The organism is Brevibacillus brevis (genome assembly GCF_031583145.1).
GTDB lineage: Bacteria > Bacillota > Bacilli > Brevibacillales > Brevibacillaceae > Brevibacillus > Brevibacillus brevis_E.
Window position 1 is genome coordinate 3266652 of sequence record NZ_CP134050.1, and the last position, 15004, is coordinate 3281655.

15 protein-coding genes are annotated in these 15004 nt (G+C 43.9%); 3 read left to right on the forward strand and 12 right to left on the reverse strand.

Features of this window, described 5'->3' with window-relative positions:
• Positions 1 to 71: 71 nt before the first annotated feature.
• The 4 genes from RGB73_RS16235 to RGB73_RS16250 form a co-directional block, all read right to left on the reverse strand.
• Complete coding sequence (locus RGB73_RS16235; RefSeq protein WP_310763565.1) at positions 72 to 938, reverse strand: MaoC/PaaZ C-terminal domain-containing protein; 867 nt, start codon at positions 936 to 938, stop codon at positions 72 to 74.
• Between the two features lie 195 nt (positions 939 to 1133).
• The gene (locus RGB73_RS16240) at positions 1134 to 1877 is read right to left on the reverse strand and encodes an SDR family NAD(P)-dependent oxidoreductase (protein WP_310774351.1); all 744 of its coding nucleotides are present in this window, start codon (positions 1875 to 1877) and stop codon (positions 1134 to 1136) included.
• 56 nt (positions 1878 to 1933) lie between these two features.
• Positions 1934 to 2941 (reverse strand): quinone oxidoreductase family protein, encoded by a 1008-nt coding sequence (locus tag RGB73_RS16245; protein ID WP_310763567.1) that lies wholly within the window; start codon positions 2939 to 2941, stop codon positions 1934 to 1936.
• A 106-nt stretch (positions 2942 to 3047) separates the two neighbouring features.
• The gene (locus RGB73_RS16250; RefSeq protein WP_310763568.1) at positions 3048 to 4343 is read right to left on the reverse strand and encodes a class I adenylate-forming enzyme family protein; all 1296 of its coding nucleotides are present in this window, start codon (positions 4341 to 4343) and stop codon (positions 3048 to 3050) included.
• 41 nt (positions 4344 to 4384) lie between these two features.
• Here RGB73_RS16250 and RGB73_RS16255 point away from each other — a divergent pair.
• Positions 4385 to 5535 (forward strand): IS3 family transposase gene (locus RGB73_RS16255; RefSeq protein ID WP_396136110.1). Its coding sequence is split into 2 segments (ribosomal slippage): positions 4385 to 4646 and positions 4646 to 5535, totalling 1152 coding nucleotides; the frame shifts between segments, so codons are not numbered across the junction.
• 35 nt (positions 5536 to 5570) lie between these two features.
• Here RGB73_RS16255 and RGB73_RS16260 read toward each other — a convergent pair.
• The 3 genes from RGB73_RS16260 to RGB73_RS16270 form a co-directional block, all read right to left on the reverse strand.
• The gene (locus RGB73_RS16260) at positions 5571 to 5885 is read right to left on the reverse strand and encodes an AMP-binding protein (RefSeq protein WP_310763569.1); all 315 of its coding nucleotides are present in this window, start codon (positions 5883 to 5885) and stop codon (positions 5571 to 5573) included.
• Between the two features lie 163 nt (positions 5886 to 6048).
• Positions 6049 to 6756 (reverse strand): ABC transporter ATP-binding protein, encoded by a 708-nt coding sequence (locus RGB73_RS16265; protein ID WP_310763570.1) that lies wholly within the window; start codon positions 6754 to 6756, stop codon positions 6049 to 6051.
• A gap of 27 nt (positions 6757 to 6783) precedes the next feature.
• Positions 6784 to 7008, reverse strand: coding sequence for an ATP-binding cassette domain-containing protein (locus RGB73_RS16270; protein WP_310763571.1), 225 nt, complete (start codon positions 7006 to 7008; stop codon positions 6784 to 6786).
• A gap of 163 nt (positions 7009 to 7171) precedes the next feature.
• Between RGB73_RS16270 and istA the strand changes: the two genes are divergently transcribed.
• A complete protein-coding gene (gene istA / locus RGB73_RS16275; RefSeq protein WP_024985199.1) occupies positions 7172 to 8677 on the forward strand; it encodes an IS21 family transposase in 1506 nt (501 codons plus the stop codon).
• Positions 8674 to 9402, forward strand: a complete 729-nt coding sequence (gene istB / locus RGB73_RS16280) for an IS21-like element helper ATPase IstB (protein WP_023555238.1) — start codon at positions 8674 to 8676, stop codon at positions 9400 to 9402. The genes istA and istB overlap by 4 nt, the downstream gene beginning before the upstream one ends.
• On the opposite strand, the gene RGB73_RS16285 is transcribed toward istB, so the two are convergent.
• The 5 genes from RGB73_RS16285 to RGB73_RS16305 form a co-directional block, all read right to left on the reverse strand.
• On the reverse strand, positions 9379 to 10008 hold the full coding sequence (locus RGB73_RS16285; RefSeq protein WP_310763590.1) for an ABC transporter ATP-binding protein: 630 nt from the start codon (positions 10006 to 10008) through the stop codon (positions 9379 to 9381). The two genes, istB and RGB73_RS16285, sit on opposite strands and share 24 nt — an antisense overlap.
• Positions 10005 to 10928, reverse strand: a complete 924-nt coding sequence (locus RGB73_RS16290) for a branched-chain amino acid ABC transporter permease (protein WP_310763592.1) — start codon at positions 10926 to 10928, stop codon at positions 10005 to 10007. Before RGB73_RS16290 ends, RGB73_RS16285 begins: the two co-directional genes overlap by 4 nt.
• A gap of 3 nt (positions 10929 to 10931) precedes the next feature.
• Complete coding sequence (locus RGB73_RS16295; RefSeq protein ID WP_310763595.1) at positions 10932 to 11801, reverse strand: branched-chain amino acid ABC transporter permease; 870 nt, start codon at positions 11799 to 11801, stop codon at positions 10932 to 10934.
• Positions 11802 to 11919: 118 nt separating this feature from the next.
• The gene (locus RGB73_RS16300; RefSeq protein WP_310763597.1) at positions 11920 to 13131 is read right to left on the reverse strand and encodes an ABC transporter substrate-binding protein; all 1212 of its coding nucleotides are present in this window, start codon (positions 13129 to 13131) and stop codon (positions 11920 to 11922) included.
• A complete protein-coding gene (locus tag RGB73_RS16305) occupies positions 13128 to 14777 on the reverse strand; it encodes an AMP-binding protein (RefSeq protein WP_310763599.1) in 1650 nt (549 codons plus the stop codon). The genes RGB73_RS16300 and RGB73_RS16305 overlap by 4 nt, the downstream gene beginning before the upstream one ends.
• Positions 14778 to 15004: the final 227 nt, after the last annotated feature.

Genomic DNA, 15004 nt, shown 5'->3' on the forward strand with positions numbered 1-15004 from the left:
TGAGGCATAGGAAAAGGGGGCCTACGTAGAGGTCCCCTTTCCTATGCAGTCGGCGCAAGATCTACTTTACTTTACCTCCATTCAATGAAACCTTTTTCGAGAGCTGGCTTACCGGTAGACAAGTCAACAAGCCTGAAATATGCTCTGTATTCCGCAATTTTCCAAAGTTGAAGCTCCATTTCTGTTCCTGGAAAGAGTGGGTTTCTCATTTGCGCTCCAATGCGCTTCATTCTTTCCGGTTCTTTTGGAAAAAGAAAGTTTATCGACATTCGGCAGGCGTATCCCAAAGTACATAACCCTTGCATATTGGGTTTAGGAAAGCCTGCTTGAGCCGCTGTTTCGGAATCAACATGAAGAAGATTCGTATCCCCGCTTAATCTGTATAACAGGTTTTGCGTACTTGGGATCAGATCTCTTTCCATAAAGTCGGGAGCCCTGTTAGGAAATACAACCTCACTTCTTGGGTAGATCTCTGAATCAGGAGCAAAGTAATCGCGAAAATAGGTATCGCCAATATTTGTAAATACCTTTTCTCCATCCGTATCATAAGCGGTCAGTTCGCTTCTAATCACCGCACCTTTACCGCCTCGGTCAAAAATATCAGCAACCACATCATCGAAAGTAAAGGTGGCGCCCATCGGAGGTATCGGTTTATGAAGGATTAGTTCATGAGACATATGAAGGCTGCCTTCCAAATTAAGGTTCAGAGATATAACCACATTACGAGGAATTGCACGGTAAGGAGTGATTCCAAATGTTCCCCAGTAAGGGACGGCACCAAAAGTAGGAATTGCCTTAAGGCTTTTTTCGTAAAGATACTCCATTTCATTCTCTTTCGCACCCACTCCAAGGGCATATAAGACCATGTCCCTCCACGTATATTCAAATGTGTGCTCGCCGATCGTGGTTCCGATAACTTCTCTACTAATGGGATGCAAATTAATCGCCCCCTTTACTTGTAATATTATTCTGTGAAAATCCATCGAAAAAAGACAGTAGAATGCCCGGGCCATCCAATACCTGGATGCCTGTACCATTCCGTAAACAAGTTGGGAATAAGGAGGAAGTTTATGATGAAACGGTGCTTCCTAGACACGCATGTAGACAGGGCACATCGAAACCCGAGGTCACACTCAATTCATGGTTATTCCGCCTGAGACGCTCAATGTTTGACCGGTAATATAATCTCCCTCATAAGAGGCAAATAAGCAGACAGTATTCGCAATATCTTCCGGCTCTGCAAGACGTCTCAAAGGAACGAGCTTTTCCAGCTTCGCAATTAGTCCCGGCTTACCCGATTCTAATTCATTTAATAAAGGAGTTTTGGTAACACCTGGGCTTATGGAATTGACGGTAATATTATGTCGTGCCATTTCTCTTGCCAAAGCCTTCGTAAAAGAAATGACTCCCCCCTTTGCTGCTGAATAAACCACCTTACTGGCAGCTCCCACCACTCCAGCTTCGGAACTTATATTGATTACTTTTCCATATCCTTGTTTCATCATGATTGGTAAAACTGTTTTGCATGTATATAAAACTCCCTTTAGGTTTATATCGATCTCCTTATCCCATGTACTTTCATTACTTTCCAAGAATGATTCTACGGATGACCAGCCAGCATTGTTTACAAGAACATCGATTCGATCAAAAACGTTCTCCGCTTTCTGTACCATTTGCTTCACGTCTAAAAATTGCGTGACATCAACCTGAATGGGTACAGCTTCCCCGCCCTCAGATCGAATTTCATCCGATACCATTTCCGCTTTTTCTAATAGGAGGTCAGCTACGATGACTTTCGCACCCTCATTGGCAACTTTTTTACAGATAGCTTTCCCAATTCCACTACCACCACCAGTAACAAGACAGACTCGATCCATTAGTCTCAAGATAATCGCCTCCTTGACATCATTCATGCCTACATGGACACATGAAGCTATTGAGGAATTTCCAATGTGATTTTGCCGAAGTTTGCCCCTTTGTTCACATGCAGCAGTGCTTCTGTTGCGCACTCTAACGGAAAGGAACGGTCAATTACAGGGCGAATCTTATAGTTATCAAAAAATTTTAACATCAACAAAAAATGTCGAGGGCTGCCCATCATCGCACCTCTAATGTCCATATTCTTGAAAAATATTCTAGGGAGAACAAATTGATCTACCGGTCCGTTAGTTGCACCGTAGGTAACGATGCGTCCACCCTGTTTGGTTAAGTAGATAAAATCGTGAAAACTTGCTCCCCCGACCCCGTCTATAATTAAGTCCGCCCCTCCCATCTTGCTGCGAAGCTGCTTTACCCAATCTGACGACCGATAATTCACCCCATCAATGGCTCCTAGTTGTTTTGCGCGGGCTAGTTTTTCTTCGTTTCCAGACGTCACATAAACGTTCGCCCCTTTTGCAACCGCTATTTGCAGGGCATACTGTGCCACACCGCCTCCAATGCCCGGGATTAAAACCGTTTCCCCTTCTTTTACGTCACCCTTTATAACGGCAGCGCTAAAAGCGGTTACACCAGCAAGAGGAAGAGCTGCGGCTTCTTCCCATGAGAGATATTCCGGCTTAGGAAAAAGATCCTCCTCCGAAACCACGATATATTGAGAAAATGTGCCGTTTTTAGGCATACCTAATGTATGATAGTCTGGACTTGTCTTTGTATCGTCTGGCCCCCAATTCATTGCTGGATTAATGATGACTTCACTACCCATCTGAAGTCCTTTCACTTCTCCACCGATAGCAATCACTTCTCCTGCCCCATCGGATCCTAGAATACAAGGAAGCATTATTTTCGGATACAATCCTTGGGTAATAAAAAGGTCTCTACGGTTTAAGCTAGCATATTTTAATTGAACGACCACTTCATTTGCTTTCGGCTTCGGTGTCTCTACCTCTTCCAGACACAGATTCTCTGGACCTCCAATTTTGCGTAAGACGATCGCTTTCATTTTATTGTCCCGCCTTTCTTGACATGGAACTCGTAACCGTTTACACCTGTGCATGACCCCAGTTCCCTAAACAACTTTCGGTGATTGTACGTCAGCACACCGTACGTTATTGACTCGATAATGTCTCGGAGTTGGTGGCTTGCCACATTTTCAACAACTGTATCTTATCGAATTTCCCCATTAGATTCTTTGGAATTTCTTCAATAAACACGACATGTTTTGGTTTTTTATAACTGGCAAGAAACTTCCGGCAATGCTCTACAATATCTTCTTTTATAAGAGTAGCCTGTTTTTCAGGTACAACATATGCCAAAACAGACTGTCCCCATTTCTTATCTGGAACTCCTATAATCGCTACTTCTCTTACCGTACTAAGCCCTGCGATGACATTTTCGACTTCAGTTGGATAGATGTTTTCCCCTCCGCTGACGATCATATCTTTTATTCGATCAACGACAAATAATTCTCCATCTTCATCAAAAAAACCGCAATCACCCGTCCGGAACCAACCATCTACTATGGTCGCTTCCGTTAATTCCTTATTGTTGTAATATCCGTTCATCAGAACAGGCCCTCTCACAGCAATTTCTCCAACCTGTCCTCGTTGTACTTCCTTTCCATTTTCATCGGCGATCCGAATTTCCATGGAAGGCGTTAATTTTCCAGCCGATTTGCTTTTCCTAACAGTTGGATTCGCATTCAAAGTAGCCCCAGGCGATTCCGTTAAACCATAGCTGCCTCCAACTGGTACTGGAAAGCCCCGCAATTCAAGTTGAGAGACTGTCCATTCCGGGATCGTCATTCCTCCCCATAGGGCATGCTTCATGTGAGAAAGGTCATATTTGCTGAAATCTTCTACATAGTCTAGCAGTATATCCCATGCTGTTGATGCTAATAGGGTATGTGTAATTTGTTCATTCACAAGAAGCCTCATGCACTCCTCTGCATGGAAATCTTTTAGTAAAACAACTTTTCCCCCTACTAGAAAAGCAGAAATAGCTAAACCATAAAAGGAAGAGCTACTAATAGGAAGTGTATAAAGCCAATTGCAAGTATGATTGGGAAAGATATGTAAGAGAAATGCAAATTCAATAGCCATTGCCATATTACTTGCGTGTGTTCTCATAACACCCTTAGGTGTCCCGGTTGTCCCCGAGGTAAAATAGATCGAGTGGATATCTTCGTCTTCCATATCTGAATCCGGTTCGGAAGTCGTTCTCGATTCGATGAAAGATTCATAGGAAACATATTCCGTTTCTTTCTTCGGCTGAATACATACGGCCAATTTTATACTATCTACTTCCTGGAGGATTCGTTGTACGGAATCCAGATAGTTATCATCAAAAAAGAGTGCTGATATTGGTATTATCCCCTTAAGGTAGACAGTGAAAAAAGAGTTCATGCTATCATGAATTCATCACTGTTGACCGGAGGGGATTTTTCATGCCACCAAAGAAAGGGCAAACATTTAATCGTTATGACGAGGTGACCAAGAAAGAAGCCGTTCGCCTGCGTTTGGAAGAACAGTGGAGCTATCCGATGATACGGGGAAAACTCGGGATTAAAAGTGATGCACAAATTATCAGTTGGGTACGGAAGCACCAGAATGGTGAATCATTTGAGGATTACCGTGGGCGTTGGAATAAGAAACATTTTAGCAGCATGGAAGAGGAAAATGCTTACTTGAAAGCGCAGGTAGAATACCTAAAAAAGCTCAATCCGAATCTGCACGGGGAGGGAAGTTGGATCAGCAAGCCCGGTATCGAACCATCGAAAAAATGAGCAAGAACCATCCAATCGTCATGTTGTGCAAGATCGCTGAAGTATCCCGGGCTGGTTTCTATAAGTGGAAGGCCACTATGGGATGCCGCGAAGCTCGCATCGAAAAAGACAGCGATCTCAAAGAACATCTTTTAGCGATTCATCGTATCAGACCATATTTCGGCTACAAACGTATGCGTACCGCTCTGTACAAAGAAGGGTTTCATGTGAATCACAAGAAAGTGCGACGACTCATGCGAGAGCTGGGAATTCGCTCCGTGATCCGCAAGAAACGACCGTTTGCGGGTTGTAAACCATCCGTAGTCTTTCCTAATGTTCTTAACCGCGAATTTACCGCAGAAGTGGTCTTGCACAAATTTGTAACGGACATTACCTATGTTCGGGTCGGACACGATTTTGTTTATTTATCGGTTGTGTTAGACCTGTACAATAACGAAGTCGTAGCCTGGGAGCTATCTGCGCGCAACGATTTGCAGTTGGTATTGGATACGGTAAAACAATTGAAGGCAAAAGGCGCCATTCTCCATTCAGACCAAGGATTTCAATACACAACGAAATCATACAGCAATCTTTTGGAGGAAAAAGAACTGATTGGAAGCCATTCCAGACGTGGAAATTGCTTTGATAACGCATGTATCGAGTCGTTCTTTTCCCACCTGAAAACCGAAAAGCTTTACCTTGAAAAGCCAGGATGTGAGGCTACTGCGCGCAAATTGATTACAGATTATATCGATTACTACAACAACGAACGTTTCCAGAAAAAACTGGGCGATCTCTCCCCGGTGGAATACCGAGCAGCGATCGCCGCATAGGAAAACCTTCTTTTCTTACTGTCTACTTGACGGGGCTATGACCATATCTCCGCTTCCTTATAGACTCTTATTAACTCCACGGGGGACAATCTTCTATTGGACGGCAAAACAATGATGCCTACTTTACCCGCACCGAAAAGGATTTCTACCGTCTCATTCGTGTTATAGCAAATAAACGCAATGCGATCGCCTTTTTGAATACCAGACTCCAAAAGCGAATGAGCAAATTGATTGCATCTATTGTTAAACTCTTCGTACGTGTATCTGCGATTTTGACTGACCAATGCGACCCGATTGCCAAACTTTGAAGCTCCCCTTCTAGCCAAATCTCCCAAAGTCATCTGCCTCATGAATTTTCCCCCTCGCATCGTATTTCGGAAGGCAAGGTTTATGCCTCGATCCATTTCATAGCGGCCTGTCAAGGTCAAACAAATTCATTTCACCTTGACAGACCGGTTTCGCGCAGGCTCATCCCGGTGGGTCCATCCCTGAATCCCTACCGGAAAAGGACGGCTAGAAAAGATCCCACAACGAGTCGCTTTTCATTAATTGAGAAGAATGTCCATTGTAAATCATTTTTCCTCGTTTAATGACAATCGCACGATCCGTTACCCTCAATGCTTCCCGGACATTCTGTTCGACCAAAACAACGGAGGTTCCCATTTCTTCATTAATCATTTTTATGCTATCCAGTACTTGTTTTACCAAGATTGGGGCAAGGCCGGTAGAAGGTTCATCTAAAAGCAACAATTTTGGTTTCGACATCAAACTAATGCCGATTGCCAGCATTTGTTGTTGACCACCACTCATCGTTCCTGCGATTTGTTTCGATCTTTCGCGAAGAATGGGGAATAACTGATAAATGGATTCAATACGATTTTCCTTCTCTTCTTTCGAAATATTCCTTATTTGGTACACACCTAAAGATAAATTTTCTTTTACCGTTAATGTGGGGAAAACATTATGTCCTTGTGCCACGTATGCCATTCCAAGGTTCACATTTTGGGCAGCTGTATTTTTGATGACATCCTTTTCCTTGAAATAAATATTTCCTTCAGCTAAATGATGCAGACCAAAAATGGAACGAACTAATGTTGTTTTCCCTGCCCCATTGTGACCAATAATTGCCAAATTCTCCTTTTCCCCCAGAGAAAAAGAGATATCCTCAATTACTGGCCGCTTGACATATTTTGCAGATAAGTTCTGAACAGCTAGTAACATAGCTTCAACTCCTTTCTGCGTAATCGATCAGGTACCAAAATAAAGATTCGTCAGTTCTTCATTCTTCATGATTTCTTCCGGGGACCCTTCGGCTATAACCTGCCCACCGTCCAAAAACATGACGACATCACATGTTTCAGCGATAAAATCAATGTTATGCTCAATGATACAAATCGCCTTCTTTTCTTCCATTGCAAGCGTTTTTAATAAATTCTTTGTTTTTAATAGGGTTATTTCATCCATTCCGGACAATGGTTCATCCAACAATTGTTTATGGCAGGATAAAAGTGCAGAGAATTGCGGCGGAAAACTGCAGAGTTCCACCGCAATTCTGAGGCCATGAAAAAGGCACTTGCCAACATCCCCCTACAAAATCTACCCTTGGATTTGGCGAAAATCTGAGGGAGTGAGAGGAATGTTGAAAGTGCCACAACAACAGTATATCCGATTTTTGCGAGAAGTCGAAGGGTGTTCGATTCAGGAAATTGCGGAACGTGTCCAGGTGAATTGGCGAACCGCCAAGAAATATGCGGATCGCGACGATTGGAATGAACCGGTATGCAAGCGAAAAGGCCGCCATCCGGTGTTGGGACCGTACTTAGAGATTATTGACACATGGCTGGAGGATGATGAGCGTCTTCCACGCAAGCAACGCCATACAGCCGTCCGCATGTTTCAGCGGTTACGGGATGAGTACGGCTTCCCTGGCGGGCAGCGAACGGTATCCGAATATGTCTCCAAACGGAAGAAAGCCATGGCAGCCGAACGAGCCGAACATTTTGAGCGTTTGGAGCATCCAGGTGGAGAAGCTCAGGCTGACTTCGGGACGGTGTACGTGGTCAAGTCGGGAGAACTGGTGGAGCGGAAAGTATTGACCCTGTCGTTTCCGTACAGCAATGCCGCCTTTGTGTTCCCGGTTCCGAAAGAAAACACGGAATGCTTTCTGGAGGCCTTAGGGCGGCTATTTCAGCAAATGGGAGGGGTTCCTCGCAAGATTTGGTTTGACAACTTGTCCGCTGCTGTTGTGTCCATCCAGCAAGGCGGAAAACGAGAGTGTACGGAAGCGTTTCGGCGTTTCTGCGCCCATTACCGCTTTGAGCCCCTGTTTTGCAATCCATACAGCGGCCATGAGAAAGGCCATGTGGAAAACAAAGTGGGGTATGGACGCCGGAACTGGTGTGTTCCGCCACCGGTTATCGATACGCCGGAACAACTGGAGACGTATTTGGCGGAAGCTGCCCGTGCGGATATGCAGCGCCCTCACTATGTGAAAAAGCAAACCATTGCCGAGTTGTGGGAGCAAGAAAAATGCAAGCTGCTGACGCTGCCGACGACACCGCTGGAGATTTTCCGGCTGGAGACGTGCCACCTGAACAAATACGCTGAGCTGTCGTTTGACGCGGCTCTCTTCCCGTTGCCGCAGTGTCGGGCCATGCAGCCGGTTTTGGTGAAAGTCAAGTGGGATGTGCTGGAGGTGTTAACGGCAGACGGGACATATACCCCGATTGTGACATTGCCTCGTCCCTATACGGAGAAAGTCATTTCAGTAGATTGGAAGGCGGTATTGAAGAGATATGAAAAACGCCCGCGGGCGGTGATGTATTCTTCCTTTACCAACATGATGCCTCAGGCGCTCCAAACGTTTTTGACGGTGGAAGACATGAATGCACGAAAAGCACGAATTCGCCTGCTCCATCGATTGCTCGACACCTATACGTTGGAGGAAATCGGGCAAGTACTGGGAGAATTGTCGCATCAGCAAGAGCATCTGGCTGTTGCCTTGGAGCATGCCCTTTACGCGATAAAACACCCTGTTTTCCGCCCGGAACCGTTTTCAGAGTCGCATACACCCCCTGCCCTTCACGGGCAGATACCCATGCTGGATGAGTACGACCGGATCCTGGGGGTGAGGGTGGAATGAGAGAAGAGCTGGCAAAGGTGTGCAAAACTTTGCATTTGGCGCATGTGATGGAAACCTATGAACAGGTGCCGTTTGAAGATCGGGAGAGCTTCTTGCTGGGAGTCTTGCGGATGGAGATTCAACGGCGGGAGGAGACAAAGCTGAAGCGACTGATAAAGAAAGCCGCGTTTCCCCAACTGAAGACACTGGAAGATTACGCTTTTGAGGCAGTCACCTTACCGGAAACATGTACAAAGGAGGGATTGATCGACCTACGTTTTTTGGAGCGCAAGGAAAATGTGCTGATGCTGGGAAAAGTGGGCACGGGGAAGACCCATCTGGCAACAGCGCTTGGCGTAGAGGCGTGCCGAAGGGGATATGCCGTTCGATTCTTCCGTGTTCCCGATCTGGTTGCGCTCTTGCAGGAAAAACACGCGAATGGGGCACTGATGCGGTTTCAAAAAGAACTGGCAGACTGTGAGTTGTTGATTTTGGACGAGGTTGGGTTTGTTCCCTTTCACCAAACGGGGGCTGAGCTGTTGTTTCATGTTATCTCGGCCTGCTATGAGAGAAACAGTGTGATTGTGACGTCGAATTTGGAGTTTGGGCAGTGGAATACGGTGTTTGGAGATACGCGATTGACGGCAGCCCTTGTGGATCGCCTCGTCCACCACGCCCATATTCTGGCGTTTACCGGAGAAAGCTACCGACTGCGCCATGCTCTATCCAGCATGAAGTCTTCCTAAATTCTTTTGTATTGATGTTGGCAGTGTTCTGCATAAATTGGCCGCCAAACTCTGCATTTTTGAGTTGCAAAATACAAACAATAAGCATTCTGATTCTGCGATTAGCCCAATTCCTAAAACTAATAGCTTTTGTTCTGCATAGGACAAGTCAGCTGCAATTACATGAGCCTTTTTGTGCAACTCGATGAATTGCAGGACTTTTCTTGCCTTTTCTTTGTTTTCTGCTTCTTTTATTCGGGTCAAGCCTGGTAGAAAAAGGGTGTTCACTAAGCTTTCGCCCGGTTGATCTTGGCAAGCGATCAACAAATTTTCCTCAACGGTCATTCCCATAAACAACCGCAGATTTTGCCACGTTCGCCTCACACCCATTCTGGCAATTCGGTGTGGAGCCATTGCTGTAATGCTATTTCCCTTATACGTGATGGAACCGCTGTCGGGCTTTAAATGGCCCGTAATCAAATTAAAGGCTGTTGTTTTTCCGGCACCATTGGGTCCAATTAAACCAATAATTTTTGCCGGATACAGCTTTAAATTTAGCTCTTTCGTGGCTTGAATCCCGCCAAAGCTTTTTTTCACATTCTTGCATTCAAGGATTGGTTGATTCATCGTATCACGACACCTTCTTCTGTACTTTCCAGCTTCGTTTGTTCTCCGCTCTCCTTACATTTGCTTTTAACCCCAATAATCCCATTAGGTCGTAGATAGATGAATAATAATACAATGACGACGAACAAGATTTGTTGCAGAGGGCCAATCATGTTTGGTGGAAGAGTCAAAAACCGGAGTAATTCCGGTAAGCCCATAAGAATAAAAGCACCGATAACAGGACCCCACAGTGTGCCGATGCCGCCAATCACAACCATGCAAATGATCGTAATGGTGTTTGACAGTCCAAAACCATCCGGACTTAAGAAGCGGAAATAGTGAGCATACAGACCACCCGCCAAACCTGCTAACGCAGAAGCCATTACAAACACGCTTATCCGAATGAGGAATACATTTTTTCCCAATCCCATCGTAGCTGTCTCGTCTTCGCGGATTCCTCTCAATAATCGTCCAAAAGGGGACTTCGCAATCCAATTGATTAATGCTAGAACAAGAGCTGCTATCCCCCCTGTAAAAACAGCAAACATCCAACTCTCAGTAAATCCCCAACCAAATATCTCAATTTTTTTAATCCCGGTTAAACCTGCCGAACCACCGGTAAATTCGAAGTTTGACAGCATATCAATAAGTACGATCGAGAATCCTAGGCTGGCAATCGCTAAATAATCCCCTGATACGCGTAAAGTGGGTATGGCCAGTAAAAGGGAAAACATCCCGGTAAGGATCATGGACAACAACATCGCAAGTAACACTGGCATTTCCGTGTGGGCAACCAACAAGGCGGAAAAATAAGCTCCCAGGCCGTAAAAGATAGAATGAGCTATTGAAAATAAACCGCCCAATCCTAGCAATAGGTTAAAACTTGAAGCAAGTATGATAAAAATAAAACTAAATATGAAGATTTCCATGATATAGTTCATGTTTTAACCTCCTGTCCTTTGCCCCATAAGTCCTCGTGGACGAAAAATGATGCATAAAAATAAAATTCCGAACACAATGGAATGCTGCCATTGGGAAGAGATCTGCCAAATCCCTATATTTTCAACGATCGCTATGAGGAACCCAGCTATCATGGCACCGGTATAATTGCCGACACCGCCAACCACCGTGGCAACGATTGAGGTCAGTAACACTCCAAATCCCATCGTGGGCTCAATACCGGATTTTTGCCCGACCAAAAATGTTGCAGGTACAGCCATAACCGAGGCAATAATGACTGCTGTGGCGTAGATGCTTTTCGTATTGATCCCGACGGTTTCAGCCATCTCTGGATTCGTTGCCACTGCGTTAAGTGCATGCCCAATTTTCGTCCACCTGATCATAGCAAGGAAAGCCGCGATCAAGATCCCACAAACAATAATGACTCTGAGATCCCAGCTGGTAAGATTGACAAATCCTAAATCATAACGCTCCTCGTCCTCTAAAGAAAAGGTTTGGGTCTGATTACCAAAAAAGATTGAAATCAAATTCTCAAATAAGGTTGTAAGCATAAGGGAAACAATAAAAAATATGAGCACTCCCGACTTTCTTTTCCTTAATGGTTGATAACCAAATCGATCAATCATGAACCCTACAGCGATCATGATCATCAGAGTTAGTGAAAATGAGAGCCAGAGTGGAAGTTGAAGCATATTGTAAAATAAGTAGATCATATAAGCCGATACGCTCATGACACCCGCATGGGCAAAGTGCCATACTTTGCAAACGGATAAAACGACTGCAAACGAGAGGGCCAACAATCCATATAAAAAGCCAGTAACAATTCCATTCGTAATCAATTGTAAGAATAACAAGACGTATCACATCCTTTACTTCTCTCGTCCAGAGTGATTGATTTCCTTGTCCTTGTGGTAAACTTTGTGTTATATTTAAATTAATTTCCTTTTCTATTTCAAGACAAGGAAGAGCAGGTTAATCCTGCTCAGGTTCTATGACATCAATCGTCGTAAGATTTCCGTTTTTTACTTGTTTGATATAACCTGTAGATGTAACGGATCGATCCTCTTTAAATATAGTTGTACCAACAATTGGTGTACTAAATTTTTTAATTTGCAAAAGGGCATCCAAAGCGTTTGCACCTGAAATTTCTTTGTTTTCACTGGTCATTTTTTTGATCATATCACTTGCCATGTAAACGACATCATTGTAGGCTGCAATCAAGGTTAAAGTAGCTGGTTTTCTTCCGTAAGTAGTGCTAAATAATTCCTCCAACTCTTTAATTTTTGGATTCGATAAATCATTTGTATTTTGTGTTACGATGATTCCCTCAGCATCAGCTCCCGCTTGTTTTACAACAGCTTCCCCGATCAGTGTAGCGGCAGTTGTAATTTGCGCATTAATTCCTAATTGGCGGGCTTGTTTTATTGCAAAAGCCTGTTCGCCTGGCTGCGCTTGGATATGCAGGATGTCAGGATTTGCAGACTTAATTTTTATGAGCTGGGCGGAAAAATCTTTTGTTTGCGGTGGATATGACTCAAAAGCAACCACTTCACCACCGTTTTTGGTTATCGTATCTTTAAAGACTTGTGCCGGATAAGTTCCGGAGTCATTGTTGATATACAAAACCGCGCCTCTTTTGACTCCAAATTTTTTCGTAACATATTCAATCGTTTTTTCAACATCAAAATCTGTCAAAATCGTTGACGTACGTGTAAAGTTCCCTAATTTTTTCGTATTCGGGGATCCAGCTCCGGTACTGAGTACCAATACTTTATCTTCTTCGGCAAGTGGTGCGATAGCACTGACAACGGAGCTCCAACCTGAAATGATAATGGGCACTTTATCAATATCAACAAGTTTTCTGTATGCTGTAATCGCACGTTTCGGATCGGCAGCAGAATCTTCAAAAACAGGTTCTAATGGGACCCCGTTCACTCCCCCATTGTCGTTAATTGATTTTACTGCCAACTTTACAGCATCTCTTAAATCCTCCCCAATAAAGGCTTCTTGACCTGTCAATGCGACTAATACTCCAAATTTATACGACTTGGCTGCGCCAGTTCCCTGATTATCCTTTGGCGATGAACCACTAGACTGGTTTGAATTTGCACAACCGACCATTGTAACCACCATAAGGAGTGTCAACAAAAAGATGAATATTTTTTTCCAATAGAGAAAATTCATGCTAATTCCCCCTTCATCACATTGTTTTTCCCATCTTTTAATTGCAATGCCATTTGACGCAATTCTACTTTTCGAATTTTCCCTGAAGGCGTCATCGGAAACTCGTCAGAAAAAACAATGTGTCTCGGAATTTTAAAGCTGGCAATTTTCCCTTGGCAATATTCGATTAACTCCTGTTCTTCAACCTTTTGGCCCTTCGCCAGTTGTACGAAAGCAAAGCAAACTTCACTCAATCTCGGATCCGGGTAAGCAACAACGCTGCAACGATAGACTGCAGGATGCGTTGTTAAATAGGCCTCGACTTCAACTGGATCAACATTCTCCCCTCCAACTCTAATCATATCTTTCACTCTTCCTACGATATGGTAATATCCCTCATCGTCTACGTATCCTAAGTCTCCTGTATGGAACCACCCCTCCGAATCGATTGCTTTTGCCGTTTCTTCTGGATTTTTGTAATAACCTTGCATCACTGTGAAAGCCTTGATGCAAATTTCCCCGTGCTGATTGGTTGGCAGTTCTGCCTGTGTTTCCGGATCTACAATCTTCATTGAGATATCTGGAAGAGGTCTGCCACAGGAGGTCATCCGCTTTTCTACCGGATCTTCAATGGAAGACAAAGTCGCTATGGCTGCAACCTCAGTCGAGCCATATGCATTGAATACAGGCATCATGTTTTCCTGTATCATTCGTGCAGCGTATTCCGGTACCGCACATATTCCAAATCGAAGGGAATCAATGGAGTATTTATTGAAATGAGGGTGTTGTATCATGTCCAGGATCATCGCTTCAAAGGAAGATGCACTGGTGGCTTTTTCTTGATCCATTAACTGTAGTGCTTTTTCGGCCTCAAAGTGTTCCATGAGAATGATTTTGGCGCCCTTGGTATGCGCAGTTGTCATGACCGTTATCAGCGCATACGCATGGAACAGCGGAAGATACAACATGATTCGGTCATCACTCGTGACACGCAGTCTTTCGGCTACGCTTTTGATATTCTTTAAAAAACGGTGACAATGCATAACCCCTTTTGGAAAGCCTGTCGTCCCAGACGTATACATGATCATGAAAGTATCGTCAACGTTTACACTGGCTTCTCTACTAACCAAAACTTCATCGTCCACATACCTCCCACGTTCAATCAGTTCATCAAAAGTGTAGGTTCCTGGACGTTCTACTTCGTTAATGGTAAGCACGGTTCTCAATTTAGGGATTCGTTCGGAATGTAAATTTCCAGGTTCCGCCTGCATAATTTCCGGGCATAACGTTAACAATCTGTCAAAATAACTGATATCTTTGAAATTAGGTTTCCCGACGATGAGAAAACCTAGATCGGATTGGTTCAAAATGTACTCCAAGTCTTTCTCTCGAAATCTGGTATTGATGGGAAGGAGTATCGCGCCAACTTTTGCAATTGCATAATGTAAAAAGATCCATTCAGGCGAATTAGAGAGCCATACACCAACCTTATGCCCTTTTTCTATCCCAAAAGCGATTAACCCCTTTGCCACCTCATCTACTCGTTCTTTCAGTTGACTCCATGTATAGCGTCTGCCATCCTCGTAGAGCAATGCTTCCTGATCCCTATTTTCTGCTGCAATCCTATTGAAAAGTTCGCCAAACGTTTCGTTATGAATAGGATACATACAGATACCCCTTTCAAATTTGACCTCTTACAGTTATTGGTTACGACTATGACAATTCTCCTAACTTCAACTACATTTGGAGACAATAGAAGTGACATGAGCTCAAAAGTAAAGCGGTTTCATAATAGAAATGTAAGGATTCGGTTTTCATCCAGTCGCTTTTTACCAACCGGTTTGTATAGTATACACGATAGGTATTTTTCAGTAAATTGTAAATATTCCAATTA